This window comes from Mycobacterium kyogaense, from assembly GCF_003254575.1.
In the GTDB taxonomy this organism is placed as follows: Bacteria; Actinomycetota; Actinomycetes; order Mycobacteriales; family Mycobacteriaceae; genus Mycobacterium; species Mycobacterium kyogaense.
The window spans coordinates 74,281-100,863 of the sequence record NZ_QJUA01000015.1 but is presented as its reverse complement, the minus strand read 5'-3'; the positions used below and the strand labels follow the sequence as shown (position 1 = coordinate 100,863).

Sequence of the window (26,583 nt, the reverse complement as noted above, 5' to 3'; positions counted from 1 at the left end):
CGCAGAATGGGCAAAGTCCGTCGATCGAGCAGGGTCAAGGCCGGCATCGTCAGTGCGGCCGCGATGGGGGTCGCAGCAACGGTCGGCGGTGTCGCTTCCGTGCAGCCGACGGCGCTCTCCGCGCTCCCGGTGGACCTGTCCGCGCTCATCGTGGTGGGCAGCTCGACGCACCCTGACGGCAGCGGCAACGAGAACTTCTTCGGCGGACTGTTCAACCAGGCGCCGTACAACCCCGGCGGCCAACCGGGTCCCGATCTGGTCGGCGTCCCGTTCGGTGGCGGGCCGCGCGCGATCGACGCCGCGCTACGGGCCCACTCCGGTGAGGACAACGCGGTGCTGTCGTCGGGCTGGGGCGCGGCGAACGCCAGCCTGGTGCTCTCCCGCCTGGACGGTGCAGCGGATCCGATGTTGCCGTCGACCGTGTTCGTTCTCGACAACAACGTCTCCCGGCCCGACGGCGGCTTCGGCACGCGCTATCCGTGGTTCTCGCTGATCGGGGTGAACCCGTTCCCGTCGCCGACGGACACGGCCGCCGCCGCGGTGGTCGACATCGCCTATCAGTACAACTACAACTCGAACGCGCCGGCGGATCTACTGAACCTCGTCGCGCACGTGAACTCTTTGGTCGCGTACCTGTACGGCTACCGCGAGCAGGAGCAGATCGACCTACCCGTCGACAACGAGGGCCGGCCGACCGTCTCCTGCGGCGGCGCGAACACGTGTGCGGTGCTGGCCAGCGGAGCCGAGGCGCTGCCGTGCGACGACGCCAGGTGCGACGCTCCCGACGGTGACCGGGTGCTCGCCTACGTGACCACCCGCGGGAACACCACCTACGTCACCTACACCACCGAGGAGTTGCCGTTGGCGCGGCTGATCCGCGACGTGGTGCCGTTCGGCGACGCGATCGCCGACGTCAGCGAGCCACTGCTGAAGGTCATCGTCGATTCGGCCTACTACGACAACAACCCGATCTCTTCCGACCCGAGTCGCTACCGCCCAGCGCGGCTGATGCCCACGGTCGGTGAGTTCGCAGAGACCGTGTCCAAGGTGCCCGGAGCCATCCGAGACGGCCTGAAGGCTTTGTCGGACAGAGATTCTGACGCTGACCAGGTGGCCAAGCTCGCCGACGAGGCCGAGACCGACAAGGCCGACGACGCCGCCACTCCGAAAGAGACGCGGCGCGAGCGTCGGCAGGAGCGAATCCGTGAGCGCGCCGCCGCACGCGAGGAGGCTTCGCGTTCGAAAGCCGTTGAGCAGACAGAGGAGTCGAACACCGACAGCTCGCGTGACGCTGCAGCAGCGGATGGCGCCGACACCGCCGACTGAGGCGTATGGCCGACTACTGGAACCACAACACCGCATATCACCCGTGGGTGCTGGCACTCGCGCGCGGCCGCGACGTTCTGGACGTCGGGTGCGGCGAGGGCCTGCTCGTCGAACGTCTGGCGCCGCTCGCGCGCTCGGTCGTGGGAATCGATCCCGACCCGACGGTCGTTCGGCGAGCGCGCGCCCGATTGTCTGACGTCGACGGAGTGTGGGTCACGGAGAGCACCTTCGCCGACTACGCCTCGGACACACCACGATTCGACCTCATCACCTTCGTTGCGAGCCTGCACCACCTCGATCTGCGCGAGGCGCTGACTGCCGCGAAGGGCATGCTGCGGCCCGGTGGCGAACTCGCCGTGGTCGGACTGAGCGCGAACACGACCGTGGCCGACTGGGCGTGGTCGGCGCTGTGCCTACCCGCGGTGCGTCTGGGCTCGCGGTGGCACCGCGAGACGCGAGACATCGGCGTGGCCGTCGCGGAACCACGCGAAGGCCTGACCGAGATCCGCCAGGTTGCCGAGGAGGTCCTGCCGGGCGTCCAGATCCGCCGCACGCTGTATTACCGCTACCTGATGCGGTGGCAGAGGAGACACGAGACCTGACTTGTCGGTGGGTCGAACTAGTGTTCGATATATGGATGTGGTCGCGGGTGCGGTGGAGGGGATGCGGGCTCAGCTCGCGATCCTGTCTGAGGCCTGCGACACGCTGACCCACCCGGAGTTGGTGGTTCTGTTGTCTGAGGTGACGGCGGTGGTGCGATCTGCCCCGGCGCTCGAGCATCAGATCCTGGCTCGGCTCACGACGGAGACGGAGCCGCGTCGGCTCGGTGAAGCGTCATGGAAGAAGGTGCTGACGACCGCGCTGCGGGTCTCGGAGCGCGACGCGAAACGCCGCCTGGCTGAGGCTGCGGCCTTGGGTCCGCGCCAAGCGTTGACCGGGGAACCGTTGCCGCCGGTCTGGGAGGCCACCGCCGCCGCACAAGCCGCCGGCACCCTGGACGGCGAGCATGTCGCGGTGATCGCGACGTTCCACGAGGACCTGCCGATGTGGGTCGATGTCGACACCCGCGCCGCCGCGGATCGACAGTTGGCGTCGCTCGGGGCCGGATTGACGCCGGAGGATCTGCGCAAGGCTGCGGATCGGTTGGCGGCGATGATCGACCAAGACGGTCCCGAACCCACCGACGCCGACCGCGCCCGCAAGCGCGGGATCACACTGGGTGAGCAGCAGGCCGACGGGATGAGCCGCCTCTCGGGCTGGATCACCCCGGAAGCACGGGCCACGTACGAAGCCATCCAGGCCAAGCTCGCCGCGCCGGGGATGTGCAACCCCGACGACGAGACACCCTGTGTCGACGCAGAACCCGACCTGGAAAAGGTGCGGGGTGATAGCCGCAGCGTGGCGCAGCGCAATCACGACGCGTGGCTGGCCGTCGGGCGGATGGCCCTCAGTTCCGGAGATCTCGGCTCCCACAACGGGTTACCGGTCACCGTGATCGTCTCGACCACGCTGCAGGAACTGGAGAGGTCCGCGGGGGTGGCGGTCACCGGCGGCGGCTCCCTGTTGCCGATGGCGGATCTGATCCGGATGGCCAGCCATGCCCACCACTATCTTGCGGTATTCGATCAGCACACCAATCAGCCGCTGTATCTGGGGCGGACGAAGAGGTTGGCGAGCCCGGCGCAGCGGATCATGCTGCACTCCTCCGCCCGCGGCTGCACCCGGCCCGGCTGCACCGTGCCCGGTTACTGGACCCAGGTCCACCACATCGACGACTGGAAGAGCGGCGGGGTCACCGACATCACCAACCTCACCCTCGCCTGTGGGCCGGACAATCGCATGATCGAACAGACCGGCTGGACCACCACAGTCAACAACCGCGGCCAGACCGAATGGCTACCCCCACCCGACCTCGACACTGGCGGCCGACGCCGCGTGAACGGCTACCACCACCCCGACCGCCACCTCCTGCCCGAAGACGACCACGGACCGTAGGCTGACCGGCGATGAGCACTGAAGACGTCGACCGCCGACTGAGCCCGCTGCCCGAGTCCGGATACGTCTATCGAACGGGGTGGCGCGTCGCGACGGGCGACGTCGGCGACGACCTCAACCTGCGCCTCGACGGCGTGGCCCGCTACATCCAGGAGGTGGGTGCAGAGAATCTCGTCGACGCGGGCGAGGCGGAAGAGCACCCGCACTGGCTGGTGCAGCGCACGGTCATCGACGTCATCGAACCGATCGAATTCCCCAACGAGGTGACCTTCAGCCGATGGTGCTCGGCCCTGTCCCTGCGTTGGTGCACCATGCGGGTGGACCTCGTCGGCAGCGACGGCGGCCGCATCGAGACCGAGGGCTTCTGGATCGCGATGAACGCCAAGACGCTGACACCGCAGCGCGCCACCGACACCCTGCTGGAGAAGTTCGGCACCACCACCTCCGAGCACCGCCTCAAATGGCGGCCGTGGCTGAAGAACCCGGAGACGGTCGAACACACCGCGCCATTTGCGTTGCGGCGCACGGATATCGACCTGTTCGAGCACGTGACCAACACTGCCTACTGGCATGCCATTCACGAAGTGATGGCGCTGGCGCCAGAGGTGTGCGCGCCGCCCTATCGAGCCGTCATCGAATACCGGAAGCCGATCAAGTACGGCGAGGACGTCACCCTCGGATGGACCCGCCAGGGTGACGACGTCCACATCGCGCTGACCGTGGACGACGAGGTCCGCGCCGCGGCACTGCTTCGGAGTCTCTGACTCCGGTCTCGATCAGTGGGACTGCGCCTTGTTCCCACCTGACCCGCCGATCACGGTGAACACGACCTTGACCAACGGCGGGAGGAACCCTTCATGAAACAGGCGTCTGTTCCGGACGCGTCCCACGGGCAGCGACGCACGGTGCGTCACCTGCTCGGAGTCGCATTGGCCGTCACCGGCCTGCTGATCGGCGCCGCGGTGCCGGCCAGCGCCGCCGAACTGATGAGGGTGACCTTCATCCGGCACGGAGAGTCGGCGGGCAATGCGTCGGGCAACATCGACACCTCGACACCCGGGCCGGTGCTGACCGCCAAGGGCCAGCTGCAAGCCGAGGCCGTGGCGGCGCTGCTCGAGGACAACAACTACGACGGCATCTACGCCTCCACGATGGTCCGGACGCAACTCACTGCGGCTCCGATGTCCCGGGACCTGAGGCTGCCCATCCAGGTTCTGCCCGGCCTGCAGGAGATCGAAGCGGGCGTGTTCGAAGGGACGCCCGAGAGTCAGGCATCCAGCGGCTACGGCCTCTACCCGTTGGCGTGGGCTGTCCAGGGCAATCGCAACCTGCGGATCCCCGGCTCGATCGACGGCAACGAATTCGATGCTCGCGTCGACCAGGCGCTCGCCACGATCTACGACAACGGTGACCGCAACGCTGCCGTGTTCTCCCACGGCGGCGCCATCATGTTCTGGACGATGATGAACGCCCAGAACCTCACGGCCGCACAGAAGATCGACCTCCTGCGAACCGCACCTCTGGGCAACGCCCAGTACGTGATCGTCGAAGGAAACGCCGAGGACGGCTGGACCCTGGTTAACTGGAACGGCAGGCTGTTCGCGCCGGAGCCGACCTTCGTCGCCGAGGTGCAACGCCAGAGACGAACCTTGAATCGTCAACTCGCCGCGAGCGCACAGGAGTTCGTCGCCTCGTTCCAGTCTCGCGACCTCGCCACCATCGCGAACGCGCTCAATCACAGTGTCACCGACGCGGCGTTCTCGATCTCGAAGTATCACCGCGCGGTTCGGGCCAAGATCATCGCGGGACTGGGCACGAAAGCCGACCCGGCGCCGGCCCTCGTGCCCGCCACCGAGAAGTCCGCCGAGAAGTCCGATGTGTCCCGGGCGCAAGTCATCAAGGCCGAGGAGACCGAAGCCAGCGAGGCGTCCGACGACACAGCCGCGCCGACACCGAAACGCAACCGGATCAGAAAGCTCGAGGCTGCGCAGGAACGCGACGGGGCAACAGTCGACGCCACGGCCGACACCACCAGGAAAGCCTCGAAGCCGTTCGGCAAGCGCCGCGGCACAGCCTCCACCGCAGCGGATGCCGGCGCAGACAACGCGGGCAAAGGTGCAGGAACCCACGACGCCGCGGCGTGACACGCCACTAGGAAGAATCGCCGATCAGCCCCTCCGCCGGACAGCGGAGGGGCTTGATCGTGTCGCGAATCCGCACCGCCGTCGGTCCGCCGCCGCTACCGTGACCGAGGTGGTGGCGCGGCAGACCGGTATCGACACCGACGGTGCACCTGCGTCGATGGTGGCCCGGGTGTCGCTGATCCTCACTGCGTTCGACTCAGCAGCGACTCTGCTGCGGCTCGATCAGATCGCATCCCGAACCGGGCTCCCCCGCTCGTCCACACACCGCATCCTGACTCAGCTCCATGGCGCCGGACTGCTGGAGCACCGCGCCGACGGCTACTGTCGCACCGCCGCATCGCTGCCGGTCTCCGACGATCATCAGGCCCTGCGCCGGGTGGCCTCGCCTGTCCTGGAGCGCCTGCAGAACGACACCACGTTGGTCGTGCATCTGGGCGTGCTCGACGGCGCCGAGATCTCCTGCCTCGACAAGATCTCGGGTGGCGGCGGAGTCGTGGTTCCCGTCGGCGTCGGCGGGCGCAGTCCCGCCCACGCCAGCGCACTGGGCAAGGCCGCGCTGGCGATGATGACTGCCGAGGACATCGATGCCCTCCTCGATGCGACGCTCCGCAAGATCACCCCGGCCACCATCGGCGACCTCCCCACCCTGCATCAAGAGCTGGCACGAATTCGCGCGCGGCACGGACTCGCCTACGACGATCAGGAACTCACGGTGGGGCTGGCGAGCATCGCTGCCGCGATTCGCACGCCGGCCGGCCACATCGCCGGAATCTCTCTGACCGGCCCCGCCCCCGCCGAGCGGTTGAAGAGAGTGGCACCGTTTTTGACCCGCGCCGCTCGCGGAATCGCCGACCGACTGGGCGACACCGTCGCCCCCACGGGTGTGCAGGCAGATCTGGCCGCCGTCACCGACGACATGCTGTCCCGCGTGTTGCGCACGCTGTCCGCCGACGACTGGGTGTGAGCACCGATCACCAGATCAGGTCATCGACGGTGAGCCCCAACGCAGATCGGCCGGCGACGGACAGCACCTGCTCCACATTGCTCGACACGTGCTTGCGTGCCGTCTGCATATCGCGCCACAGCCGTTCCATCAGCGCCTCGTCGTGGTCCTCGTCCCGGTCCTCGTCCTGACCCCCGTCCTGCACCACCGCTCGCACCGCGCCGACCGCCCGTTCGCACGCCATCACCTGATCGCGCCGGGTCCGCAACACCAACGCGGTATCGGGCTGCCCTCCGTCCTCGACACACCGGACGAGATCGGCCACATCCCGCTGGAGCTGGAGCAGCGACAGCTCGATGTCCGTGGCCGCCATGGCGATAGAACTCAACGCCGGGCGTCCCGCGCCCCCTCCCACACTCTGCAGGGCGCGCTGGGCGGCACCCAGCAGCGGCATGGTTCCGGCGAGCGTGAACACCGTCGGCTGCGGTAGCCGATCCAGTGCCGTCGCGGACACCTCGCGGTCGAGGTGCAGCCAGCTGAAAACCCGATGATCCGGTACGAACGCACCGGCCACCACCACGTCGTCAGCGCCGATCCCCCTCAGACCCAAGCCGTTCCACGTCGGTTCGACGACGTAGTCGGCTCTGGGCACCAGCACGGCCATGAAGTCCTGCGCCGCACCGTCGGCGCCGACCCGCAGCGCCGCAGCGCTCAACCACGACGAATGTCTGGCGCCGGTGCACCTCGACCACCGGCCGGACAGCCAGAAGCCGCCGTCCCGTCGATGCAGACGACCCGTCGGGGCATACGACGAGCACAGCAGCGCACGGCGATCGGTTCCCCAGATCTCGCCGAGCACTCGCGGGTCGCGCATCGACAGTCCCCAGCTGTTCACGGCGAGCCACCCAGCCAGCCACCCTGTGGACGTACATGCCGTCGAGAGTTCGCGCGTCGCGGCCAGGTACACCTCGAGATCAGCGTCGAGGCCGCCCACGGCCTGCGACTGCAGCAGAGCGAAATAGCCCGCGTGGTGCAGCGCATCGATGACATCCGAGTGCACCGCGCCGTGCCGGTCGACATCGGCCGCGGCGTCCGCGATGGCAGGCAGAAGAGATCGCACCGCGTCGAGAACAGATGGGGTAGACGGACTCGACATCACCGACCTGTTCTCCGTGCCACGATCATGCTTACCACTTCCCGTGAGAAAGGTCGGTATGACCGGTCCGGAAAGGCCGATTCGCGAATTCGTCTCCCGCATCCGCGAACTCGCCGTCGACGACAGTTCCCGAGCGTGGCTCGAAGCGACGTTCGACGCGGGCGACGAACGTCCCCTCGACCGCAGCCGGACGATCCGCGCCGTCACCGGGGCGACCGCGGTGGTGGTCGGATCGGCCCACGGCATGTGGCTTCGACATGTCGAGCAATTGCGGAGCCATCTCGCGGCCCACCATGGCGGCGCGACCGCGGATTCCGATGCCGCGCAGGTCGCGCGGGCGGCATCCGATATCGACGCCGCCGAACTCCAGCTCACCGAATTCGCCATCGCGCATGCCGATCTCGAGCAGGTCGTGGTGGTGTGCCGCCAGGTCGTGGCGCGCGCTCGAGCAGCCGCTGACCGGCTACTCGAACACAGCAGGCACGCACTCGACGCCGACGACCCCGCGACGCGGCGGTGGGGTGAGGTGGACGCCGGTGCACGGCGGGCCGTTCACGTGTTCGACGACATCGCCGCCTCGCTACGCTGAGCGGATGTCCGATCTGGTACTCAGCGAGGTCACCGACCGCGTGGCACTCATCACCGTCAACGACCCCGATCGCCGCAACGCCGTCACCGCCGAGAGTTCGGCCGCGTTGCGCACCGCCGTGGAGGCCGCCGAGGCCGACCCGGGCGTGCACGCGGTCATCGTCACCGGCGCGGGAAAAGCCTTCTGCGCGGGCGCTGACCTGACCGCGCTCGGCAAGGCCACCGAGGACGGGCTCCGGGTGATCTACGACGGCTTTCTCGCCGTCGCCGAATGCAGTCTGCCGACCATCGCCGCGGTGAACGGACCCGCCGTCGGTGCTGGCCTGAACCTCGCGCTGGCCGCCGACGTGCGGATCGCCGGCCCGGGGGCGCTGTTCGATCCGCGGTTCCAGAAGCTGGGCATCCATCCCGGTGGCGGCGCGACGTTCATGCTGCAGCGCGCCATCGGACCGCAGGCAGCGCGCGCCGCGCTGCTGTTCGGGTTGCGCTTCGACGCCGAGGCTGCCGTGCGACACGGGTTGGCGCTCGAAGTCGCTGACGATCCGGTGGCGGCGGCACGCGCCCTGGCCGCCGGACCGGCGGCGGCGCCACGGGACGTGGTCGTCGCGACCAAGGCGTCGATGCGCGCGACGTTCAACCCCGGGATCACCGACATGCATCAGCACCACATGGCCGTGGACGTCGAGATCGGACCTCAGGCCCGCTCGATCGAGTCTCCCGAGTTCGCCGAACGCCTGGCCGCCGCGAAACGCCGCTAGCCGCTACAGATCGAGCAGCGCCGTCGCCGGCGACTCGATCGACGACCGCAGCTCGGACAGGAACGCACCCACCTGGGCGCCGTCGGCGACCCGATGATCGAACGCGCACGTCAGTCGCATCGTCGACCGCGCCACCACCTCGCCGTCGACCACCACGGCGCGCGGCTTCACGGTGCCCACGCCCAGGATCGCGGCTTCGGGGTGGTTGATCACCGGCACCCCGTCGTCGAGTCCCAGCGCCCCGAAGTTCGACACCGTGAACGTCGAGCCCTGCATCTGCGACGGCGCGAGCGTTCCCTCGCGGGCCGCCGCCACGAGCCGTGCCACGTCGTCGCCGAGCTGCCGGGTGGTCCGGTTGTGGGCGTCGGGAACCACCGGCACCAGTAGCCCGCGCGGCGCGGCCACCCCGACGCCCAGGTGGACCGCGGAGTGTCTGTGGATGCGTGGCCCGTCCACGGTGTCGAGCCAGGTGGCATTGAGTTCGGGATGTCTGCACAACGCCGCGACGGTGAGCCGCAGCACCAGGACGAACGGGGTGACCGATGTCGCGCCGGCGGACACGCAGTGTTCGCGCAGCCGGAGCAACTCGGTGCCGTCGACCTCCACCGACGCATGAGCATCGGGAATCTCGCTGCGCGACAGAGCCATTCGCCGCGCCATCGCCAGCCGCACCCCGGTCACCGGCGCATCGGCGGCCAGCCCGGCTGCGGTGAGCACGTCGGCGCGGGTGACGATGCCCTCGGGCCCCGACCCGTCGACGCGGCCGAGGTCGACGTCGAGGTCAGCGGCCAGCTTGCGTACCGGCGGCTTGGCTCTGGCGCGCCGGCGGCTGCCGTCGAGCGCGTCATCGGCGCCGTAGCCGACCAGGACGGGCGTGCGCTTCGGCGCGGAGCCGTCGGTTTCGATCCGCACCAGCAGCGCACCGACCGGCAGCGTCTGCCCCTCGGCGCCACCGAGTTCGACGACCCGCCCGGCATGGGGGCTGGGGATCTCCACTTCGGCCTTGTTGGTCTCGACCGTGCAGAGCGTCTGGTTCAGCGCCACCTCGTCGCCGACGGCGACGGCCCAGCCGGTGATCGTGGCGTCCTCGAGACCCTCACCGAGATCGGGTACCAGGAAATCCCGCGCGGTGCTCATGGCCGGCTCATCGCGTCGTCGACGCAGTCGAGGAGCCGGTCGACGCCGGGTAGCCACAGTCGTTCCAGCCGGGCCGGCGGGTAGGGCGTGTCGAATCCGGTGGCGCGCAGCACCGGCGCTTCCAGTTCGTAGAAACACTCCTCCTGGATGCGGGCCGCCAGTTCGGCACCGAAACCCAGTGTGCGCGAGCCTTCGTGCATCACCACGGCCCGTCCGGTCCGTCGCACCGACGCGGCCACCGTGGCCATGTCCAAGGGATCGAGCGTTCGAAGATCGATGACTTCGACGCTGGCAGTGGCTGTTTCCGCTGCGGTCAGCGCGGTGGCGACCAGCGGGCCGTAGGTGATCACGCTGACGTCCTCACCGGCTCGGCGAATCACCGCGCGGCCCAGCGGTTCCGCCGGGTTGCGGGTGTCGACGGGTTCTCGGGCCCAGTAGCGGCGTTTGGGTTCCAGGAAGAGCACCGGATCGCGTTCGGCGATCGCGTACCGCAGCAGCCAGTACGCATCCGCCGGTGTGGACGGGACGACCACCTTCAACCCGGCCGTGTGCAACCAGTAGGTCTCGGTGGATTCCGAATGGTGTTCGACCGCACCGATTCCGCCGAACGACGGGATGCGGATGGTCACGGGCATGTCGACGTCACCGTGGGTGCGCATCCGATACTTCGCAAGGTGGCTGACGATCTGGTCGAACGCCGGCGCGGCGAAACCGTCGAATTGGATCTCCGGCACGGGCACGAATCCACGGATCGCCATCCCGATCGCGATGCCCACGATCGCGGACTCGGCGAGCGGGGTGTCGAAACATCGGCTGTCACCGAATCTCTGGGCCAATCCGTCGGTGACGCGGAAAACACCACCCAGCGTGGCGACGTCCTCCCCGAACACCACCACGCGGTCGTCGGCGAGCATCGCATCCGACAGAGCTCGGTTGATGGCCTGTGCCATCGACAGGGTCTCCACCTCCGGCACATCGTCGTCGAACCCGAAGGGCCGCTCGATCAGCTGCGTCATGTCAGGCCTCCTCGAGAGTGTCGGCTGCCAGTTCGGCGATCAGGGCGTCCCGCTGGCGGGCCAGATCCGGTGTGATGCGGTGATAGACGGTGTCGAACACCTCCTCGATCGCGGCGTCCGGCTCGCTCAGCACGGCCTCCCGCAGCTCACTGCGCAACCGCTGCGCCCGGTGCGCGACGCGGTCCTCCAAACGCTGCGTCCACACGCCTTCGCCGTTGAGGTAGGTGCGGCACCGGTCGATGGGATCCCTTGCCCGCCAGTGCTCCGCCTCGTCGGCATCGCGGTAGCGGGACGGATCATCGGAGGTGGTGTGCGGACCCATCCGGTAGGTGACCGCCTCGATCAGCGTCGGTCCCCCGCCGGCACGGGCGCGGGCAGCCGCCTCGGCCATCACCGCGAAGCAGGCGAGCACGTCGTTGCCGTCGACGCGCACACCGGCCATGCCGTAGCCGTCGGCGCGCTGGGCGATCGACGGCCCGGCCACTTGGCGGTGCACCGGCACGGAGATCGCCCACTGGTTGTTCTGCACGAAGAACACGCACGGCGCTCGGTACACCGACGCGAGGTTCAGCGCTTCGTGCACATCGCCTTCGCTGGTCGCGCCGTCACCGAGGAACGCGACGGTCACGCTGTCCTCGCCGAGCCGCTGCGCGGCCATCGCGGCACCGACGGCGTGCAGACCCTGCGTACCGATCGGAATCGAGATCGGGGCGCAGCACTTGTCGGTGAAGCCCACGCCGCCGTGCCACCGGCCCCGCCACAGGGCGCCGATCTGCGGCGGGGAGATCCCGCGCACCAGGAACACGCCGAGTTCGCGGTACTGCGGGAACAACCAATCGCTCTTGCGCAGACAGGCGGTCGCGCCGACCTGCGCCGCCTCCTGCCCGCGACACGACGCGTACAGCGCGAGCTCGCCCTGCCGCTGCAGGTTGACGAACTCGGTGTCGAGCTCGCGCGTGACGACCATCGACTCGTAGAGCCAGGCCAGGGTCTCGGGCGGCAGCTGTCTTCGGTATCGGGCCTCCGCCGTCGGCGCGCCATCGGGCGCAACAAGCGAAATCGGTTCCACAACACCGGCCATACCGCCTCCTAGGGTCACTGCCGGCGGATCGCGCCGGCAGTCGACTGAGGTGCTCAGCGCAAGGGCGGTCGGTGCTGACCTCTGGTGGGAGGTCTGTCCGTCAGCTGCCGGGGTGGGGCGCCAACGCGACGATGCGCTCCGCCCGCCGAAGCACTGGGGCACTCACCATGATGCCACCGACGGCGAAGAGGCCCGCTCGCGTTCGAGCCGTGTCACCCGACCAATCGGGTAGTGGACTACTCGCGCCAGATCCATCGCGGCCCGTCAGAGTGGCGACTGCTACCCCATCAGCCCACTTTTCCGGAAGGCGAACACCGAATGGTCCTCACACTGACGAAAACCAGACTGGCCGCGTCCACAGTCGTGCCAGTCATCGGGGCGCTCGGCCTGGCCCTGTCGGCGCCCGCCGTTGCCGAACCGCTGCCCTACGGCCCTGACACCCATCACGTGGTCTTCTCCGCATTCGGCAGCGGGGAGGTGTTCAGCATCGTCACCGACCCGGACACCGGCCTGGTGCCTGATCACACGCCGCTGCCGTTCACCCGGGCGATCGACATCGGTCCTGACGTCACGATGCTCCAGGTAGTGGCCACCGGCCGAGACGTGCCGGGGCCGGGCTGCTCCATCACGCTGGACGACGAGATCGTGGCCTTTCAGCCGATCGGTGGCAGTGGGCACTGCATCTACACGTTCCCCTGAACGGCGCCGGCGTCGGAACCACCGGGGTGGGCAGCCAACGCGACGATGCGCTCCGCCCGCCGCAGCACTGGGGCATCCACCATGATGCCGCCGAAAGCGAAGACGCCCCGTTGGGTGCGCGCGGTGTCGAGCACCCGGTGCGCCCAGTCGATCTGCGACTCGGTGGGTGCGTAGGCCGCCCGGATGACCGCGACCTGCGTCGGGTGGATCGCGACTTTGGCGTCGAACCCGACCGCGACGGCGTCATCACTCTCGGCGCGCAGCCCGTCGAGGTCTCTGATGTCGAGGTACACCGAGTCCAGCGCGAGACGACCATAGGCTTTGGCGGCGAGCAGGGTCTGCGAGCGCACGTGGCGGGCCACGTCGCGGTAGGAGCCGTCGGGCCGGCGATTGGCGGTTCCCCCGGTCACCGCGAACAAGTCCTCCGCGCCCCACATCAGCGCGTAGGTGTTCTCGACCCGAGCGGTCTCGGTCACCGCGAGGGCGCCCAGCGGCGTCTCGACGAGGACGACGACGTCGCGGGGCGCCAATGAGGCCACCTGCTCGGCCGTTTCGGTCTTGGCCAGCATGACGGTGCTGTAGTCGGTCTCGGCGAGCGCCGCGAGATCCTCGGCGTGATCCGCCGTGCCGACCGGATTCACGCGCACCACGGTGCGCGCCGGATCCAGCGGGGTCTCGATCAGCGCGGCCCGGGCCGCCGTGCGGTCCTTCCCCGCGACGCCGTCCTCGAGATCGAGGATCACGACATCGGCTGCCGCCGCGGCTTTCTCGAAGCGTTCCGGGCGATCGGCCGGGCAGAACAGCCAGCCCGGACCGGGAGCGGCGAGCATCACGCCTCCCCGTCAGGACGCTTGCGCACCATGGTCTTGCGTGATGCGGTGGCGACGATGTCACCGTGCTGGTTACGGCCGGTGTGCGCGAACGTCACGATCCCCTCACCGGGGCGGCTCTTGGACTCCCGCTTGTCGGTCACCTCCGTCTCGGCGTACAGCGTGTCCCCGTGGAACAGCGGCTTCGGGAAAGCCACCTCACCGAACCCGAGGTTGCCGACGATCGTGCCCTGCGTCAGTTGCGCCACCGACAGACCCACCAGGGTCGACAGCGTGAACATCGAATTGACCAGGCGCTGATGGAACGGCGGCAGCGCGTCGGAGAACGCGGCGTCCAGATGCAGCGCCTGCGTGTTCATCGTCAGCGTGGTGAACAAGACGTTGTCGGCCTCGGTGATCGTGCGACCAGGCCGATGCTGGTACAGCACACCGGTGTCGAACTCCTCGAACCACAGACCCCGCTGCACGACCACCCGCGTCACAGGCCCAGCTCCCGTCCGATCAGCATCAGCTGGACTTCCGTTGTGCCCTCACCGATCTCGAGGATCTTGCTGTCGCGGTAGTGGCGCGCCACCGGGTATTCGTTCATGAAGCCGTAGCCGCCGAAGATCTGGGTGGCATCACGGGAATTGTCCATCGCCGCCTCGCTGGCCACCAGCTTGGCCACGGCCGCAGCCTTTTTGAACGGCTTGCCGGAGAGCATCAACGCGGCCGCGTCGTAGTACGCCGCGCGAGCCGTGTGCGCGCGAGCCTCCATCCGGGCGATCTTGAACGCGATGGCCTGGTTGCTGCCGATCGCGCGCCCGAAGGCATGCCGTTCCTTGGAGTACTTCACGCATTCGTCGACGCACCCCTGGGCGGCACCCACCGACAGCGCGGCGATCGCGATGCGCCCCTCGTCGAGGATGCGCAGGAAGTTCGCGTACCCGCGGCCCCGCTCCCCCAGCAGGTTCTCCTGCGGGACGCGGACATCGTCGAAACTGAGCGGATGGGTGTCCGAGGCGTTCCAGCCGACCTTGTTGTACGCCGGTTCGGCCGTGAAACCGGGCGTGGGCACCGGCACCAGGATCGAGCTGATCTCCTTTTTACCGCCGTTGTCTCCGGTCACGGCCGTGACGGTCACGAGCTTGGTGATGTCGGTGCCCGAGTTGGTGATGAACTGCTTGCTGCCATTGATGATCCAGTGCCCGTCGTCAAGGCGTGCAGTGGTCTTGGTGGCACCGGCATCGCTGCCGCCGCCGGCCTCGGTCAAACCGAACGCGCCCAACGCCTTTCCCGATGCCAGCAGCGGCAGCCACTCCTGCTTCTGCTCTTCCGTGCCGAACCGGTACACCGGCATTGCGCCCAGCGAGACCCCCGCCTCCAGCGTGATCGCCACGCTCTGGTCGACCTTTCCGAGTTCCTCCAGCGCGAGGCAGAGCGCGAAGTAGTCACCCCCCATACCCCCGTACTCCTCGGGGAACGGCAGCCCGAACAGGCCCATGTCGGCCATGCCGGCCACGACGTCGTAGGGGAACGAGTGCTCCTCGTCGTGCTTGGCCGCCACGGGGGCGACGACGCTCTGCGCGAAGTCGCGGACGGTCTTGGCCAACTGCGCGTAGTCGTCGGGCAGCGTGCCGGTCGAGAGGAAGTCTGTCATTGCGGTTGCTCCTTGGTCGCCGTGATCCGAGCCAGCACCTGGCCCACTTTCACCTGTTCGCCCGCACCGACGAGGAGTTCGGCCACTCCGTCGACCGGCGCGGTGAGTGCATGTTCCATCTTCATCGCCTCGACGGTGACGACGACGGTGCCCGCGGTGACCGGGGCGCCGTCCTCGACGCCGACCGCCACGACCGCGCCGGGCATCGGGCTCGTCAGCTCGGCGTCGCCACTGTGTGCGTCGTCCGGCCGCACCGGCTCTTCGCGAACCTCCTCGACCATGCTCACCCGGCCCTCGGTGGCGAGCCATATCGACCCGCCCTCGTCGGCGACGAGGTACTCGACGCGCAGACCGTCGATCGTGACGTCGAGCCTCGAGTCGTCGAGAAGCGCCCGTAGTGACCGGGTTTCGCCGTTCTCCACGGTCGCGGTCGCCGCCTCCGGCACGCCGGTCAGCCAGACGTGGTCGGTGCGGTCGCCCGCACGCAGCCGGATCGGTATCGGCGCGCGATGCGCGATGCGCCAGCCCGAGGGCACTGCCCAGGGGCTTTCGGGCTGCGCCGGCCAGCTCGTCAGCCACCGGTACGCGGCGGCGGCGATCAGGTCGTCCTCCCGCGGCGGCGTCGGTGCGTAGTCCGGGAGGCGACGATCGAGCAGCCCGGTGTCGAGTCGGCCTGCCGCCACGTCGGGGTCGGCCACCAGGAATCGCAGGAAGTCGACGTTGGTGGTCAGCCCCAGGACCACGGTGTCGGCGAGTGCGGCATCCAGTGATCGCAGCGCGCTGGTCCGGTCCTCGGCGTGGGCGATCACCTTGGCCAGCATCGGATCGTAGTCACTGCCGACGACCGTGCCTGCGGCCAGCCCCGAATCCACCCGGACTCCCCGGGCTGCCGGTTCACGCAGCGTCAGCACCGTGCCGCCGGTCGGCAGGAATCCGCGGGCCGGATCCTCGGCATAGATCCGTGCTTCGACCGCGTGTCCATGCATCGCGATGTCGTCCTGGCCGACAGGAAGTTCCTCTCCTGCGGCGATACGCACTTGCAGCTCAACGAGATCCAGGCCCGTCACCATCTCGGTCACCGGATGCTCCACCTGCAACCGGGTGTTCATCTCCATGAAGAAGAACTCGTCGGGCCGATCGGCCGAGACGATGAATTCCACCGTGCCGGCTCCTGTGTAGGCCACGCTGCGCGCTGTGTCGCACGCCGCAGCGCCGATGCGCGCCCGCGTCGCGGCATCGAGCAGCGGTGAGGGCGCCTCCTCGATGACCTTCTGGTGCCGGCGTTGCAGGCTGCACTCGCGCTCCCCCAGATGCACGACGCCGCCGTGGGTGTCGGCGAGGACCTGCACCTCGATGTGGCGCGGGTTGAGCACGAAACGCTCGAGGAACAGGGTGTCGTCGCCGAATGCCGAGGATGCCTCCCGACGCGCACTGGCCAACGCGCTGGGCAGTTCGCCGGCGTCGTGCACCACGCGCATACCCTTACCGCCACCGCCCGCCGAGGGCTTCACGAGCACGGGGAACCCGATCTGCGGGGCAGCCGCGATCAGGTCGTCATCCGTGAGGCCGGGCCGCGAGATGCCCGGGACCACCGGAACTCCAGCGGCCGACACCGTGGCCTTCGCAGAGATCTTGTCCCCCATGGTGCGGATCGCGGCGGTCGGCGGTCCGATGAAGGTGATCCCCGCGGCGTCGAGGGCGTGGGCGAATGCGGCGTTCTCCGAGAGGAACCCGTATCCGGGGTGCACCGCCTGGGCGCCGGTACGCTCTGCCGCGGACAGCAACGCGTCGATCGACAGATAGCTCTGCCGGGCCGGCGCCGGGCCCAGGCGCACCGCGACGTCTGCCTCTGCGACATGCCGGGCGCCGGCATCGGCGTCGCTGAACACAGCGACCGACCGAATCCCCATCGCCCGCAGCGTGCGGATGACGCGGACCGCGATCTCCCCGCGGTTGGCCACCAGAACCGTATCGAAGCTTTTTGTCATGGGGAGGTCACATCCTGAAGACGCCGTAGGAGACCGGGTTCAGCGGCGCCTGGGCGGCAACCGAGAGAGCCAGTCCGACAACCGTTCTCGTGTCAGCAGGATCGATGACGCCGTCGTCCCACAGCCGGGCGGTGGAGTAGTACGGATTGCCCTGCGCCTCGTACTGGGCGCGGATGGGTGCCTTGAACGCCTCTTCCTCGTCCGCGGTCATGTCACTGCGAACGGTGGCGAGCACCGCTGCGGCCTGCTCGCCGCCCATCACCGAGATCCTGGCGTTGGGCCACATCCACAGAAAGCGGGGCGAATACGCGCGCCCACACATCGAGTAGTTTCCGGCCCCGTACGACCCACCGATGACCACCGTGAGCTTGGGCACCCGGGCGCAGGCGACCGCTGTGACCATCTTGGCGCCGTGTTTGGCGATGCCGCCCGCCTCGTAGTCGCGGCCGACCATGAAGCCGGAGATGTTCTGAAGGAACAGCAACGGGATCTTGCGCTGATCGCACAGCTCGATGAAATGCGCACCCTTGACCGCGGATTCGCCGAACAGCACCCCGTTGTTGGCGACGATGCCGACGGGATGGCCGTGGATGCGCGCGAAGCCGGTGACCAACGTGGTGCCGTAAGCGGCCTTGAATTCGGCGAACTCACCCCCGTCGACGATGCGGCTGATCACCTCACCGACGTCGTAGGGCACCCGAGGATCGACGGGCACGACGTCGTAGAGCTCGCTCTGGTCAGCCACCGGGTCCACGACGTCGGCTACGTCCCAGGGTGCGTCGGCCTTCGGCGCCAGGGTGCTGACGATACGGCGGACGATGCGCAGCGCATCGCGGTCGTCGTGGGCGAGATGGTCGGCGACCCCGGACACCTTGGCGTGCAAGTCGCCGCCCCCGAGTTCCTCGGCGGTGACGACCTCTCCGGTCGCGGCCTTCACCAGCGGCGGTCCGCCGAGGAAGATCGTGCCCTGGTTGCGCACGATCACCGATTCGTCGCTCATCGCCGGCACGTAGGCGCCGCCCGCGGTGCACGATCCCATGACCGCGGAGATCTGGGGAATTCCGTTGGCGCTCATGGTCGCCTGGTTGTAGAAGATGCGCCCGAAGTGGTCGCGATCGGGGAAGACCTCGTCTTGGCGCGGCAGGAATGCGCCGCCGGAGTCCACCAGGTAGAGGCACGGTAGCCGGTTCTGCAGCGCGATCTCCTGCGCGCGAAGGTGTTTCTTGACCGTCACCGGGTAATAGGTGCCGCCTTTGACCGTGGCGTCGTTGGCGACGATCATGCATTCGCGGCCGGACACCCGGCCGATGCCGGCGATCATGCCGGCGCCCGGGCACTCGTCGTCGTACATGCCGTTGGCTGCCAGCGCAGCGATCTCGAGAAAGGGGCTGCCCGGATCGAGTAGACCGTCCACGCGGTCACGGGGTAGCAGTTTCCCTCGCGCGACGTGCCGATCGCGAGCTCGCTGCGAACCGCCGAGAGCCGCGGCGGCCAACTTCTCCCGCAACTGTTCGACCAATTCGGCATGGTCGTCACGATGTGATGTCCGCGTCGGCATCCTCGGAATCCACCTCAACTAGAGTTAATGGCGACTAACTGGTGGTATGTTAATCGCAATTAACTCGCGTTGTCCACGATCGGATCGACAGGATGCGCCATGACCGACGCCGTGACCACCGCCGCGACCAGAACCGACGCCACCTCCCGGCGCAGCCGGGCGAAGTCAGACCGGCGCAGCCAACTGCTCGCGGCGGCTGAGCATCTCTTCGCCGAGCACGGCTACCTCGCGGTTCGACTGGAAGACATCGGCGCCGAGGCAGGTGTCAGCGGACCGGCCATCTATCGGCACTTCCCCAACAAGGAAGCGCTACTGGCCGAATTGTTGGTCGGCATCAGCACCCGGCTACTGGCGGGCGCGTCCGAGGTCGCCGACGCTGCACCTGACCCCGATGACGCGCTGGCGGCCCTGATCGATTTCCACCTCGACTTCGCCCTCGGCGAGTCCGATTTGATCCGCATCCAGGATCGCGACCTGAACAGTCTGCCCGCGTCCGCCACGCGTCAGGTCCGCCGGGCGCAGCGTCAGTACGTGGAAGTCTGGGTCGGGGTGCTGCGCCGTCGGCGGCCGAAGCTGTCCGAGGCGTCGGCCCGGGTGATGGCGCACGCGACGTTCGGCCTGCTGAACTCGACGGCTCACACCGTCAAACCAGCGACCACGAAGTCGGCCATCAAAACGACCGAGGCCACGCTGCGAACCGTCTTGCGCGCAATGACGGTCGCAGCGCTGACCTCGGCCGAGAACGAAATCAGTTGAGCGTCAGTACCAGGCTCGGCGGCCACCCACGGGGCGACCGATGGACCCGAGCACCCAGAAAACAGCACCGATCACCAGCAGCACCACGCCGATGTAGAGCACTGTCGAGATGTGCAAGAACCAGCCCAGCAGCAACAGGATCACGCCCAGGACGATCATGACTCCTCCAATCCCAGAAAGATCAGCGGTTACTGACTCGGTTGAGGCACATTGCAATCCGTCACCTTCGGATTGACACCCGCGTAGTTGAGCGGTCCGGCCACGACCGTCAGCGCGATGCTCCCGGCGGTGGCGCAGTTGGCCTCGCCCCCGGTGAAGTAGTCACGCTGATAGGCGGCGAACACCCCGATCAACAACCAGACGAGCACAATGACGCCGAGAATTCCTCGCATGCCCTGCCTCCTCCGTCATCGCGCCCACTTGGCGCGCAGCTGGGTTTACCCGGCAGATAATTACGGTAAACACCGCCGCCGGGTCGGCTCAGGGTCGGCTCAGCCCGCGAACGCGGCCGTCAACCAGCTCGTCATCGCCTTCAGCAACACGGCACGGTTCTCGCGCTTGTCGATTTCGTGTCCGTCGTCGTCGAACAGCAGGAGTTCAGCCTGCTTACCCTGCGCCACCAAGGATTCGTACATCTGCTGCGACTCACTCGGCGGCACATTGGTGTCGTTGAGGCCGTGCACCAACAGAAGTGGAGCCGTGATCGCGTCCGCGCGCGGCAGCGGCGAGAGCTGTTCGAGCAGATCCTGATCGCTGACCGGGTGGCCGTACTTCGGGTAGGCGGCCGAGGCGATCCACTGCTCGGTGGTGCGGTACCAGTTGTTGAGATCGCTCATGCCACAGATGCTGATGCCGGCGGCGAAATCGTCGGGATGGAACGCCAGCGCGGCCTGGGTGAGATAGCCGCCGTAGGACCAGCCGCAGCACGCGACGCAACCGTCGGGCGCGTACTCGTGGTCGACCAGGAAGCGCACCGCGTCGGAGACGTCATCGATCGCGGCGAACCGCCGTTCCCGATCGTCGGCGTGCATGAACGACCGGCCGAAGCCGCCGGAACCGCGCACATTCGGGAGGAACACGCAGATGCCCGCCTCGAGCAACCCGGGGAAGAACTCGTTGTAGCCCGGCCTGCCCTGTCCTTCGGGACCACCGTGGAGGAACAGCATCGCGCCGATGGTCGCCACCCCGGGCGGCGGACGGAACAGCCAACCGGTGAACTCCAGACCGTCGCGCGCGGTGACGGTCTCCAGCGTCGGGTCTGCCGACACCGGTCCGCTGCTCGGCTGGCGGTCCACCGGCTCCCACTCACGCGTCCGCGGATCGACGAGCTCGACGGTGGGCGGCATCGACGGCCCCTCGACCGTCAGCGCCAGCATCGATCCGCCGGCGCTGATCGAGAGTTCACTGGCGACCATGCCGGGCAGCGGGATCGGATCGTAGAGCGTGTAGTCGGCGTACTCGAGGATCTGTAACTCGCTGGCGCCGTGACGATTCCACAGCATCGCCACGGTGGAGAGGTCATCGCTGACGGTGAACTCGTCGAGTTCACAGCCGGCCCGCTCGGCCACCACCTGATAGGCGACGCCGTCGGCAGTGACGGTCACCTCGAGCAGACGCGCGTACTCGGTGCCGTTCTCGCTGCGGATCAGAGCGCGCACGTACCCTTCCGTGCTGTTCACGTCGTAGTCGCGTGCCGGGTGATAGAGCTTGGTCTGTTCGCCCTCCGGCCCGTAGCGCAGCCGCCGCGGACTGTGATCGTCGAGGATGATGCCGGTGTCGGTGGTGGAGCCGGGATCGAAAGGCAGCAGGCCGGTCTCGGTGAGTCCGCGCAGCATGATGAGATCGCGGTAGCCGCGCGGCCCCACCCGCACCAGCGACGCGCCGCACCATGCGTCGACCAGACGGCCCGCCGAGCGCCTGTCGAGCACGATCGTCGAACCGTCCGACGGATCGATCAGACACGAGCTGCCCACACCGTCCTCGCCGGTGAGGATCGCCGCAACCCGGGTGCCGTCCCAGCTGATCAGCTCAGCGGTGCCGTCGGCTCCCGACGGCCAGTGATCGATGCGACGTGCCGCACGGTCGTCGGGATCGGTTGTGACAACCCAGATCTGGCTTCGGGTGCCACCTTCGGGTGCGACCTGACAGGCCAACCAGTGGCCGTCGGCCGAATGCAGGACCCTGGTCACCGGCCCGTCTACCGGCAGTTCCACGTCGCGCGACGAGCTGGCTCGCCAGCCCCGGAGGAACCGCTGCACCGCCCGCGGGTATCCCCCGTCGTCGACCAGATGAGCGAAGGCGGTGGCGTCGGGGGACATCGACGCCCCGTAAACCCGACGAACCTGCTGTGCCACGGTGCTCGATTCTCACACGGTCGACCCCGGCCGGCGCCTCGGGCCACCGGCTCGCCGCCACAGGTACCCTGCAGCCATGAGGTGGGTATGACGGATTCCCCCGACAGACGTCGTGACGAACCGACGCAGGCCTTCGGCGGCGGCTACCCCACCTATCCCGGTTACACCGACCCCGCCTACGCCGGTCAGGCCCCATACGGGCCGCCCTACCAGCCGCCGCCGCGCCCGACCGAGCAGCTCCCCCCGTACTCGTCCTACGGCTACGACCCCTACGCCACCGGTGCACACCAGTACGGTCCCGGCACCGCCTACGGCAGCGAGCCACCGCCACCGCCGGAAGATCCCAAGCCGCCGCGATGGCTCTGGGTGGTGGCCGGGCTCGCCGTCCTGACGATCATCGGCCTCGTCATCGCGCTCGTGATCGTCAACAGCTCGCGACAGGACACCGTCATGGCGCCGGCGCCGGCCGCGCCGGAACCGACCGTCACCTCGACCCGGCCCACGCCGACGACCACGTCCCGCATCCCACGCACATCGGCCCTGCCGGCACCCACAGAGCCGTCGCTGCCGACCACCACGGAGCCGGCGACCCCCGGCGCCACCGACACCGTCGTCTACACGGTGTCGGGCACCGGCCGCGCCCTCAACATCACCTACGTCGACACCGGCGGTCTGCTGCAGACCGAGTTCAACGTGATGCTGCCCTGGACCCGCGAGGTGTCGCTGCCCGAGCCCGCCGAGCGCTCGGCCAGCGTCAGCATCATCAACGTGGGCCGCAGAGTGACGTGCTCGATCACCGTCGACGACACCCTGGTGCAGCAGCGCGACGGCGCCGGCCTCACCGTCTGCGCGGCGGGGCGGCGCTAAGCGTCGACGTGCCGGCCGGGCACCCGCACGAACGCGAACGCGACCAGGCCGAGCACCAGTACGACCAGGATGCCGCCCAGACCGGCGCGGTCGCTGTCGAAGATGTCGATGAACGCCGAGAACAGCCACGGTGCGAGGAAGGTCGCGGCGCGCCCGGCGGTGGCGTACAGGCCGAACGTCACGCCCTCCTTGCCGTGCATCGCCATCCGCATCATCAGCGTGCGCGCCGAGGCCCCCACGGGGCCGATGAACAGACACAACGCCAGTCCCAGGACCCAGAACGACAGCGGACCGGACACCGTCAGCAGCGTCAGCCCGACGCCGATCATCGCCACCAGCGACGTGATGATGACTCGCCTGGCACCCAGCCGGTCGTCGGCGAAGCCGCCGATCACCGCGCCGACGGCCGCGACCACACAGGCCGCGATCCCGAACAACAGCACATCGGCGGACGAGACCCCGTAGACCTGCACACCCAGCACGGCACCGAAGGTGAACACACCGGTCAGGCCGTCGCGGAACAGGGCGCTGGCCCCCAGGTAGTAGATGACGTTGCGGTCGCGGCGCCATTCCTGCCGGATCTCCCGCCAGATGCGTCGGTACGCACCGACGAAGCCCACTCGCGGCGGCAACGCACCCGCGCCCGCGGGTCCGCGCAGCAGCAGCGGCAGTGCGAACAGCGCGAACCAGGCGGCCACCAGGAACATCGCAGCGCGCACGTTCTGCCCGTCGGCAGTGGGCAGCGCCAGTAGCCCGCGCGTGTCACCGGTTCCCGCCACGAAGCCGACGTAGACGATGACCAACACCACCACACTGCCGACATAGCCTGCGGCCAAGCCCAATCCGGACACCCGGCCGGCGGTCTGCGGGGTGGACAACTCGCGCAGCATCGCGTTGTAGGGCACCGTGGCGAGCTCGCTCAGCGCCGCGGTGGCGGCGAGCATCACCAACCCGGGCAGCAGGAAGCGGTGATCGTCGCGGATCAGACTCATCGACGCGGTGAGCACCACCATCGCCCCGGTGAGCAGCGCCAGCGCCCGGCGCCGCCGGCCCGGCGCGTCCACCCACACCCCGGTGACCGGCGCGAACACCGCCACCATCAGCCCGGCCACCGCCAGCGCGCGGCCCAGCCAGCTCGCAGGACTGACATCGCCGGGCAGGTCGTCGCCGACCGCATTGGTCAGGTACACCGAGAAGACGAACGTCACGACGATCGCGTTGATCGGGGTGGCGCCGAAATCCCACAGCACCCAGGCCGCGACGCGGGAGCGCACCGGACCGGCGAGGGGAGCCTGGACCGGAGACGACTCGCTCATGGACGCCCACGATATAGTCAGCGCCCATGCCCGTTCCCGGACCCAGTGCGCAGGCGCGCGCGGTCGTCACCGGCGCTTCCCAGAACATCGGCGAGGCGCTGGCCGTCGAGCTCGCGGCCCGCGGCCACCACCTGATCATCACCGCTCGGCGCGGCGAGGTGCTCGAGGCTCTCGCCGAACGTCTCCGCAGCCAGTACGGCGTCACCGTGGAGGTTCGCGCGGTCGACCTGGCCGACCCGGCCGCCCGGGCCGAGCTCTGCACGGAGCTGGCCGACCGCGAGATCTCGATCCTCTGCGCGAACGCCGGGACCGCCACGTTCGGGCCGGTGGTGACGCTGGACCCGGCCGAGGAACGCAAACAGGTGCAGCTCAACGTGCTCGGGGTGCACGATCTGGTACTGGCGGTCCTGCCCGGCATGGTCGCCCGGCGCGCCGGCGGCATCCTCATCTCCGGTTCCGCGGCGGGCAACTCCCCCATCCCGAACAACGCCACCTACGCGGCGACCAAGGCGTTCGCCAACACCTTCAGCGAATCGCTGCGCGGCGAGGTGAAATCCGCCGGTGTGCACGTCACCGTGCTGGCCCCCGGACCCGTGCGCACCGAGCTGCCCAACCCGGACGAGCAGTCACTGGTCGAGCGGATGATCCCCGACTTCCTGTGGATCGACACCGAGTACACGGCGAAGGTGTCGCTGGACGGGTTGGATCGCAACAAGATGCGCGTCGTCCCCGGCATCACGTCGAAGGCGATGTCGGCGGCCAGCGGCTACGCACCGCGGGCTATCGTCGCACCGATCGTCGGCGCCGTGTACAAGAAGCTCGGCGGCGACTAGCGCCGTCGGCGCCGACCGGTACCGAAGATGCTGCGGGTGATCTCGCGGCCGATCACCGTGCCCGCCGAGCGCATCGCGCTCTTGAACGCCGGACTGTCCATCACGGTGTCGAGGAAGCCCGGTTCCCGTGGCTGCACCGGCTCCGGCATCGGCGGCAGATCCCACGGCTGAGGCATCGGAACCTGTTGCGGGGCAGGGGCTTGCGCCTGCGGCGGTTCGGCGGGTGGTGCCAGTTTCGCCGCCAGACGCTCGTAGGCCGATTCCCGGTCGACGGTCTGGCCGTATTCGGCCTGCAGCGGGCTCGATGCCGCGGCCGCTGCGATCGCGTCGGTGCCGATCGTGTCCATCAGCGAGCGGGGCGCACGCACCCGCGTCCAGGCCACCGGCGTCGGCACCCCGTTCTCCGACAGCACCGTCACGATCGCCTCACCGATACCCAAGGAGGTCAGCGTGGACTGCAGATCGTAGACGTCGGTCTTCGGGTAGGTCCGCACCGTCTTGTTCAGCGCCTTCTCGTCATCCGGGGTGAATGCCCGCAGCGCGTGCTGGATGCGGGCCCCGAGCTGGCTGAGCACGTCCTTGGGCACATCGGTCGGCTGCTGGGTGCAGAAGAACACGCCCACACCCTTGGAACGGATGAGCTTCACGGTCTGCTCGACCTGGGCCAGGAACGCCTTCGACGCGTCGGTGAACAGCAGGTGGGCCTCGTCGAAGACGAACACCAGCTTCGGCTTGTCGACGTCGCCGACCTCGGGCAGCGTCGTGAACAGGTCGGCGAGAACCCACATCAGGAACGTCGAGAACATCACCGGCCGGGTGGCCTGCGCGCCCAGCTCCAGCAGCGAGATCACGCCGCGGCCGGACTGGTCGACGCGCAGAAGGTCGGCGGGCTCGAGCTCCGGTTCACCGAAGAACGTGTCGGCGCCGTCGGCCTCCAGATTGACCAGGGCACGCAGGATCACCCCGGCGGTGGTCGTCGACACCGCACCCAGCGCCTTCAATTCGGGCTTACCCTGCTCGCTCGTCAGGAACTGGATCACCGACCGCAGATCTTTGACGTCGAGCAGCGGCAGCCCCTGCTGATCGGCCCAATGGAAGATCAGCCCGAGCGTCGACTCCTGAGTCTGGTTGAGGCCCAACACCTTCGACAGCAGGATCGGCCCGAAGCTGCTGATGGTCGCGCGCACCGGCACGCCGGCACCGCCAGTGCCCAGGGACAGGAACTCCACCGGAAACGACTGCGGCGTCCACGCGTCGCCGGTGTCGGCGGCGCGCTGAGTGACTCTGTCGCTGACGGCGCCCGGCCGGGACAACCCGGACAGGTCGCCTTTCACGTCGGCCATCAGCACCGGCACACCGGCCGCCGACAGTTGCTCGGCCAGCATTTGCAGCGTCTTGGTCTTGCCGGTGCCCGTCGCACCGGCGACCAGCCCGTGGCGGTTGAGCGTTGTCATCGGGATCCGCACGAGCGCGGACGGATCGCTGGCCCCGTCGATGACGACCGAGCCGAGTTCGAGTGCGGGACCCTCACCGGCATAGCCCGCCGCGATCTGCTGCGCTGCATTGCTGGGCGACTCCGTTGCCATGCGTCGCACCTTA

At 68.6% G+C, this 26,583-nt stretch carries 26 protein-coding genes and 1 pseudogene; 12 read left to right on the top strand and 15 right to left on the bottom strand.

Annotated features, from left to right (window positions below):
* Window positions 1-6 precede the first annotated feature (6 nt).
* The 6 genes from DMB80_RS13035 to DMB80_RS13010 all read left to right on the top strand — a co-directional run bounded on the left by DMB80_RS13035 (window position 7) and on the right by DMB80_RS13010 (window position 6,429).
* Entirely contained in the window at window positions 7-1,326 is a 1,320-nt protein-coding gene (locus DMB80_RS13035; RefSeq protein WP_111510234.1) for a PE-PPE domain-containing protein, read from the top strand.
* A 5-nt stretch (window positions 1,327-1,331) separates the two neighbouring features.
* Entirely contained in the window at window positions 1,332-1,928 is a 597-nt protein-coding gene (locus DMB80_RS13030) for a class I SAM-dependent methyltransferase (RefSeq protein ID WP_111510233.1), read from the top strand.
* A gap of 31 nt (window positions 1,929-1,959) precedes the next feature.
* A complete protein-coding gene (locus DMB80_RS13025) occupies window positions 1,960-3,321 on the top strand; it encodes an HNH endonuclease signature motif containing protein (RefSeq protein ID WP_111510232.1) in 1,362 nt (453 codons plus the stop codon).
* A gap of 11 nt (window positions 3,322-3,332) precedes the next feature.
* A complete protein-coding gene (locus DMB80_RS13020; RefSeq protein WP_111510231.1) occupies window positions 3,333-4,085 on the top strand; it encodes an acyl-[acyl-carrier-protein] thioesterase in 753 nt (250 codons plus the stop codon).
* A 93-nt stretch (window positions 4,086-4,178) separates the two neighbouring features.
* Window positions 4,179-5,465: a histidine phosphatase family protein gene (locus tag DMB80_RS13015; protein ID WP_111510230.1), complete on the top strand. Its 1,287-nt coding sequence runs from the start codon at window positions 4,179-4,181 to the stop codon at window positions 5,463-5,465.
* 109 nt (window positions 5,466-5,574) lie between these two features.
* Window positions 5,575-6,429 carry an IclR family transcriptional regulator gene (locus DMB80_RS13010; RefSeq protein ID WP_240431165.1) on the top strand — a complete coding sequence of 285 codons (855 nt, stop codon included), beginning with the start codon at window positions 5,575-5,577 and terminating at the stop codon, window positions 6,427-6,429.
* 7 nt (window positions 6,430-6,436) lie between these two features.
* Here the strand turns inward: DMB80_RS13010 and DMB80_RS13005 are convergent, their stop codons facing one another.
* Window positions 6,437-7,528, bottom strand: coding sequence for an acyl-CoA dehydrogenase family protein (locus DMB80_RS13005; protein ID WP_240431164.1), 1,092 nt, complete (start codon window positions 7,526-7,528; stop codon window positions 6,437-6,439).
* Between the two features lie 94 nt (window positions 7,529-7,622).
* On the opposite strand from DMB80_RS13005, the gene DMB80_RS13000 reads away from it, so the two are divergent.
* Both DMB80_RS13000 and DMB80_RS12995 read left to right on the top strand, forming a co-directional pair.
* The gene (locus DMB80_RS13000; protein ID WP_111510228.1) at window positions 7,623-8,153 is read left to right on the top strand and encodes a hypothetical protein; all 531 of its coding nucleotides are present in this window, start codon (window positions 7,623-7,625) and stop codon (window positions 8,151-8,153) included.
* A gap of 4 nt (window positions 8,154-8,157) precedes the next feature.
* Entirely contained in the window at window positions 8,158-8,910 is a 753-nt protein-coding gene (locus DMB80_RS12995; RefSeq protein ID WP_111510227.1) for an enoyl-CoA hydratase, read from the top strand.
* A 3-nt stretch (window positions 8,911-8,913) separates the two neighbouring features.
* On the opposite strand, the gene DMB80_RS12990 is transcribed toward DMB80_RS12995, so the two are convergent.
* From DMB80_RS12990 to DMB80_RS28585, 4 genes and pseudogenes are all read right to left on the bottom strand, one after another.
* Window positions 8,914-10,047 carry a dihydrolipoamide acetyltransferase family protein gene (locus tag DMB80_RS12990; protein WP_111510226.1) on the bottom strand — a complete coding sequence of 378 codons (1,134 nt, stop codon included), beginning with the start codon at window positions 10,045-10,047 and terminating at the stop codon, window positions 8,914-8,916.
* Complete coding sequence (locus tag DMB80_RS12985; RefSeq protein ID WP_111510225.1) at window positions 10,044-11,063, bottom strand: alpha-ketoacid dehydrogenase subunit beta; 1,020 nt, start codon at window positions 11,061-11,063, stop codon at window positions 10,044-10,046. The genes DMB80_RS12990 and DMB80_RS12985 overlap by 4 nt, the downstream gene beginning before the upstream one ends.
* 1 nt (window position 11,064) lies before the next feature.
* Entirely contained in the window at window positions 11,065-12,144 is a 1,080-nt protein-coding gene (gene pdhA / locus DMB80_RS12980; RefSeq protein ID WP_111510224.1) for a pyruvate dehydrogenase (acetyl-transferring) E1 component subunit alpha, read from the bottom strand.
* A gap of 100 nt (window positions 12,145-12,244) precedes the next feature.
* Window positions 12,245-12,358: pseudogene (locus tag DMB80_RS28585) on the bottom strand (CoA ester lyase); the annotation flags it as partial.
* 104 nt (window positions 12,359-12,462) lie between these two features.
* On the opposite strand from DMB80_RS28585, the gene DMB80_RS12970 reads away from it, so the two are divergent.
* Entirely contained in the window at window positions 12,463-12,843 is a 381-nt protein-coding gene (locus DMB80_RS12970) for a hypothetical protein (RefSeq protein WP_162938519.1), read from the top strand.
* Here DMB80_RS12970 and DMB80_RS12965 read toward each other — a convergent pair.
* The 5 genes from DMB80_RS12965 to DMB80_RS12945 are packed head-to-tail and all read right to left on the bottom strand — an operon-like array spanning window position 12,828 to window position 18,858.
* The gene (locus DMB80_RS12965) at window positions 12,828-13,673 is read right to left on the bottom strand and encodes an HpcH/HpaI aldolase/citrate lyase family protein (protein ID WP_111510222.1); all 846 of its coding nucleotides are present in this window, start codon (window positions 13,671-13,673) and stop codon (window positions 12,828-12,830) included. The genes DMB80_RS12970 and DMB80_RS12965 overlap by 16 nt on opposite strands.
* Window positions 13,673-14,155, bottom strand: coding sequence for a MaoC family dehydratase (locus DMB80_RS12960; protein ID WP_111510221.1), 483 nt, complete (start codon window positions 14,153-14,155; stop codon window positions 13,673-13,675). The genes DMB80_RS12965 and DMB80_RS12960 overlap by 1 nt, the downstream gene beginning before the upstream one ends.
* Window positions 14,152-15,312, bottom strand: coding sequence for an acyl-CoA dehydrogenase family protein (locus DMB80_RS12955; protein WP_111510220.1), 1,161 nt, complete (start codon window positions 15,310-15,312; stop codon window positions 14,152-14,154). Before DMB80_RS12955 ends, DMB80_RS12960 begins: the two co-directional genes overlap by 4 nt.
* Complete coding sequence (locus DMB80_RS12950) at window positions 15,309-17,300, bottom strand: acetyl/propionyl/methylcrotonyl-CoA carboxylase subunit alpha (RefSeq protein ID WP_111510219.1); 1,992 nt, start codon at window positions 17,298-17,300, stop codon at window positions 15,309-15,311. Before DMB80_RS12950 ends, DMB80_RS12955 begins: the two co-directional genes overlap by 4 nt.
* Before the next feature lie 7 nt (window positions 17,301-17,307).
* Entirely contained in the window at window positions 17,308-18,858 is a 1,551-nt protein-coding gene (locus DMB80_RS12945; protein WP_111510218.1) for a carboxyl transferase domain-containing protein, read from the bottom strand.
* A 99-nt stretch (window positions 18,859-18,957) separates the two neighbouring features.
* Between DMB80_RS12945 and DMB80_RS12940 the strand changes: the two genes are divergently transcribed.
* A complete protein-coding gene (locus DMB80_RS12940; RefSeq protein WP_111510217.1) occupies window positions 18,958-19,614 on the top strand; it encodes an SACE_7040 family transcriptional regulator in 657 nt (218 codons plus the stop codon).
* 3 nt (window positions 19,615-19,617) lie between these two features.
* On the opposite strand, the gene DMB80_RS28120 is transcribed toward DMB80_RS12940, so the two are convergent.
* From DMB80_RS28120 to DMB80_RS12930, 3 genes are all read right to left on the bottom strand, one after another.
* Window positions 19,618-19,773 (bottom strand): DUF6131 family protein, encoded by a 156-nt coding sequence (locus DMB80_RS28120; protein WP_162938518.1) that lies wholly within the window; start codon window positions 19,771-19,773, stop codon window positions 19,618-19,620.
* A gap of 29 nt (window positions 19,774-19,802) precedes the next feature.
* A complete protein-coding gene (locus tag DMB80_RS12935; protein ID WP_046363917.1) occupies window positions 19,803-20,006 on the bottom strand; it encodes a hypothetical protein in 204 nt (67 codons plus the stop codon).
* A gap of 99 nt (window positions 20,007-20,105) precedes the next feature.
* Window positions 20,106-21,932 (bottom strand): alpha/beta hydrolase family protein, encoded by a 1,827-nt coding sequence (locus DMB80_RS12930; protein WP_111510216.1) that lies wholly within the window; start codon window positions 21,930-21,932, stop codon window positions 20,106-20,108.
* A gap of 123 nt (window positions 21,933-22,055) precedes the next feature.
* Here DMB80_RS12930 and DMB80_RS12925 point away from each other — a divergent pair, with 123 nt between their 5' ends.
* Window positions 22,056-22,835 carry an MmpS family transport accessory protein gene (locus tag DMB80_RS12925; RefSeq protein ID WP_111510215.1) on the top strand — a complete coding sequence of 260 codons (780 nt, stop codon included), beginning with the start codon at window positions 22,056-22,058 and terminating at the stop codon, window positions 22,833-22,835.
* Here the strand turns inward: DMB80_RS12925 and DMB80_RS12920 are convergent.
* The gene (locus DMB80_RS12920) at window positions 22,832-24,151 is read right to left on the bottom strand and encodes an MFS transporter (RefSeq protein WP_111510214.1); all 1,320 of its coding nucleotides are present in this window, start codon (window positions 24,149-24,151) and stop codon (window positions 22,832-22,834) included. The genes DMB80_RS12925 and DMB80_RS12920 overlap by 4 nt on opposite strands.
* 26 nt (window positions 24,152-24,177) lie before the next feature.
* Here DMB80_RS12920 and cmrA point away from each other — a divergent pair, with 26 nt between their 5' ends.
* Window positions 24,178-24,984, top strand: a complete 807-nt coding sequence (gene cmrA / locus DMB80_RS12915) for a mycolate reductase (protein ID WP_111510213.1) — start codon at window positions 24,178-24,180, stop codon at window positions 24,982-24,984.
* Here the strand turns inward: cmrA and DMB80_RS12910 are convergent.
* Complete coding sequence (locus tag DMB80_RS12910; protein ID WP_111510212.1) at window positions 24,981-26,570, bottom strand: helicase HerA-like domain-containing protein; 1,590 nt, start codon at window positions 26,568-26,570, stop codon at window positions 24,981-24,983. The genes cmrA and DMB80_RS12910 overlap by 4 nt on opposite strands.
* Between the last annotated feature and the right edge of the window lie 13 nt (window positions 26,571-26,583).

Coding starts and splice junctions, on each gene's coding strand:
- DMB80_RS13035 (WP_111510234.1), top strand. CDS start 7: ATGGGCAAAGTCCGTCGATCGAGCAGGGTCAAGGCCGGCATCGTCAGT.
- DMB80_RS13030 (WP_111510233.1), top strand. CDS start 1,332: ATGGCCGACTACTGGAACCACAACACCGCATATCACCCGTGGGTGCTG.
- DMB80_RS13025 (WP_111510232.1), top strand. CDS start 1,960: ATGGATGTGGTCGCGGGTGCGGTGGAGGGGATGCGGGCTCAGCTCGCG.
- DMB80_RS13020 (WP_111510231.1), top strand. CDS start 3,333: ATGAGCACTGAAGACGTCGACCGCCGACTGAGCCCGCTGCCCGAGTCC.
- DMB80_RS13015 (WP_111510230.1), top strand. CDS start 4,179: ATGAAACAGGCGTCTGTTCCGGACGCGTCCCACGGGCAGCGACGCACG.
- DMB80_RS13000 (WP_111510228.1), top strand. CDS start 7,623: ATGACCGGTCCGGAAAGGCCGATTCGCGAATTCGTCTCCCGCATCCGC.
- DMB80_RS12995 (WP_111510227.1), top strand. CDS start 8,158: ATGTCCGATCTGGTACTCAGCGAGGTCACCGACCGCGTGGCACTCATC.
- DMB80_RS12990 (WP_111510226.1), bottom strand. CDS start 10,047: ATGAGCACCGCGCGGGATTTCCTGGTACCCGATCTCGGTGAGGGTCTC.
- DMB80_RS12985 (WP_111510225.1), bottom strand. CDS start 11,063: ATGACGCAGCTGATCGAGCGGCCCTTCGGGTTCGACGACGATGTGCCG.
- pdhA (WP_111510224.1), bottom strand. CDS start 12,144: ATGGCCGGTGTTGTGGAACCGATTTCGCTTGTTGCGCCCGATGGCGCG.
- DMB80_RS12970 (WP_162938519.1), top strand. CDS start 12,463: ATGGTCCTCACACTGACGAAAACCAGACTGGCCGCGTCCACAGTCGTG.
- DMB80_RS12965 (WP_111510222.1), bottom strand. CDS start 13,673: ATGCTCGCCGCTCCCGGTCCGGGCTGGCTGTTCTGCCCGGCCGATCGC.
- DMB80_RS12955 (WP_111510220.1), bottom strand. CDS start 15,312: ATGACAGACTTCCTCTCGACCGGCACGCTGCCCGACGACTACGCGCAG.
- DMB80_RS12950 (WP_111510219.1), bottom strand. CDS start 17,300: ATGACAAAAAGCTTCGATACGGTTCTGGTGGCCAACCGCGGGGAGATC.
- DMB80_RS12945 (WP_111510218.1), bottom strand. CDS start 18,858: ATGCCGACGCGGACATCACATCGTGACGACCATGCCGAATTGGTCGAA.
- DMB80_RS12940 (WP_111510217.1), top strand. CDS start 18,958: ATGACCGACGCCGTGACCACCGCCGCGACCAGAACCGACGCCACCTCC.
- DMB80_RS28120 (WP_162938518.1), bottom strand. CDS start 19,773: ATGATCGTCCTGGGCGTGATCCTGTTGCTGCTGGGCTGGTTCTTGCAC.
- DMB80_RS12935 (WP_046363917.1), bottom strand. CDS start 20,006: ATGCGAGGAATTCTCGGCGTCATTGTGCTCGTCTGGTTGTTGATCGGG.
- DMB80_RS12930 (WP_111510216.1), bottom strand. CDS start 21,932: ATGTCCCCCGACGCCACCGCCTTCGCTCATCTGGTCGACGACGGGGGA.
- DMB80_RS12925 (WP_111510215.1), top strand. CDS start 22,056: ATGACGGATTCCCCCGACAGACGTCGTGACGAACCGACGCAGGCCTTC.
- DMB80_RS12920 (WP_111510214.1), bottom strand. CDS start 24,151: ATGAGCGAGTCGTCTCCGGTCCAGGCTCCCCTCGCCGGTCCGGTGCGC.
- cmrA (WP_111510213.1), top strand. CDS start 24,178: ATGCCCGTTCCCGGACCCAGTGCGCAGGCGCGCGCGGTCGTCACCGGC.
- DMB80_RS12910 (WP_111510212.1), bottom strand. CDS start 26,570: ATGGCAACGGAGTCGCCCAGCAATGCAGCGCAGCAGATCGCGGCGGGC.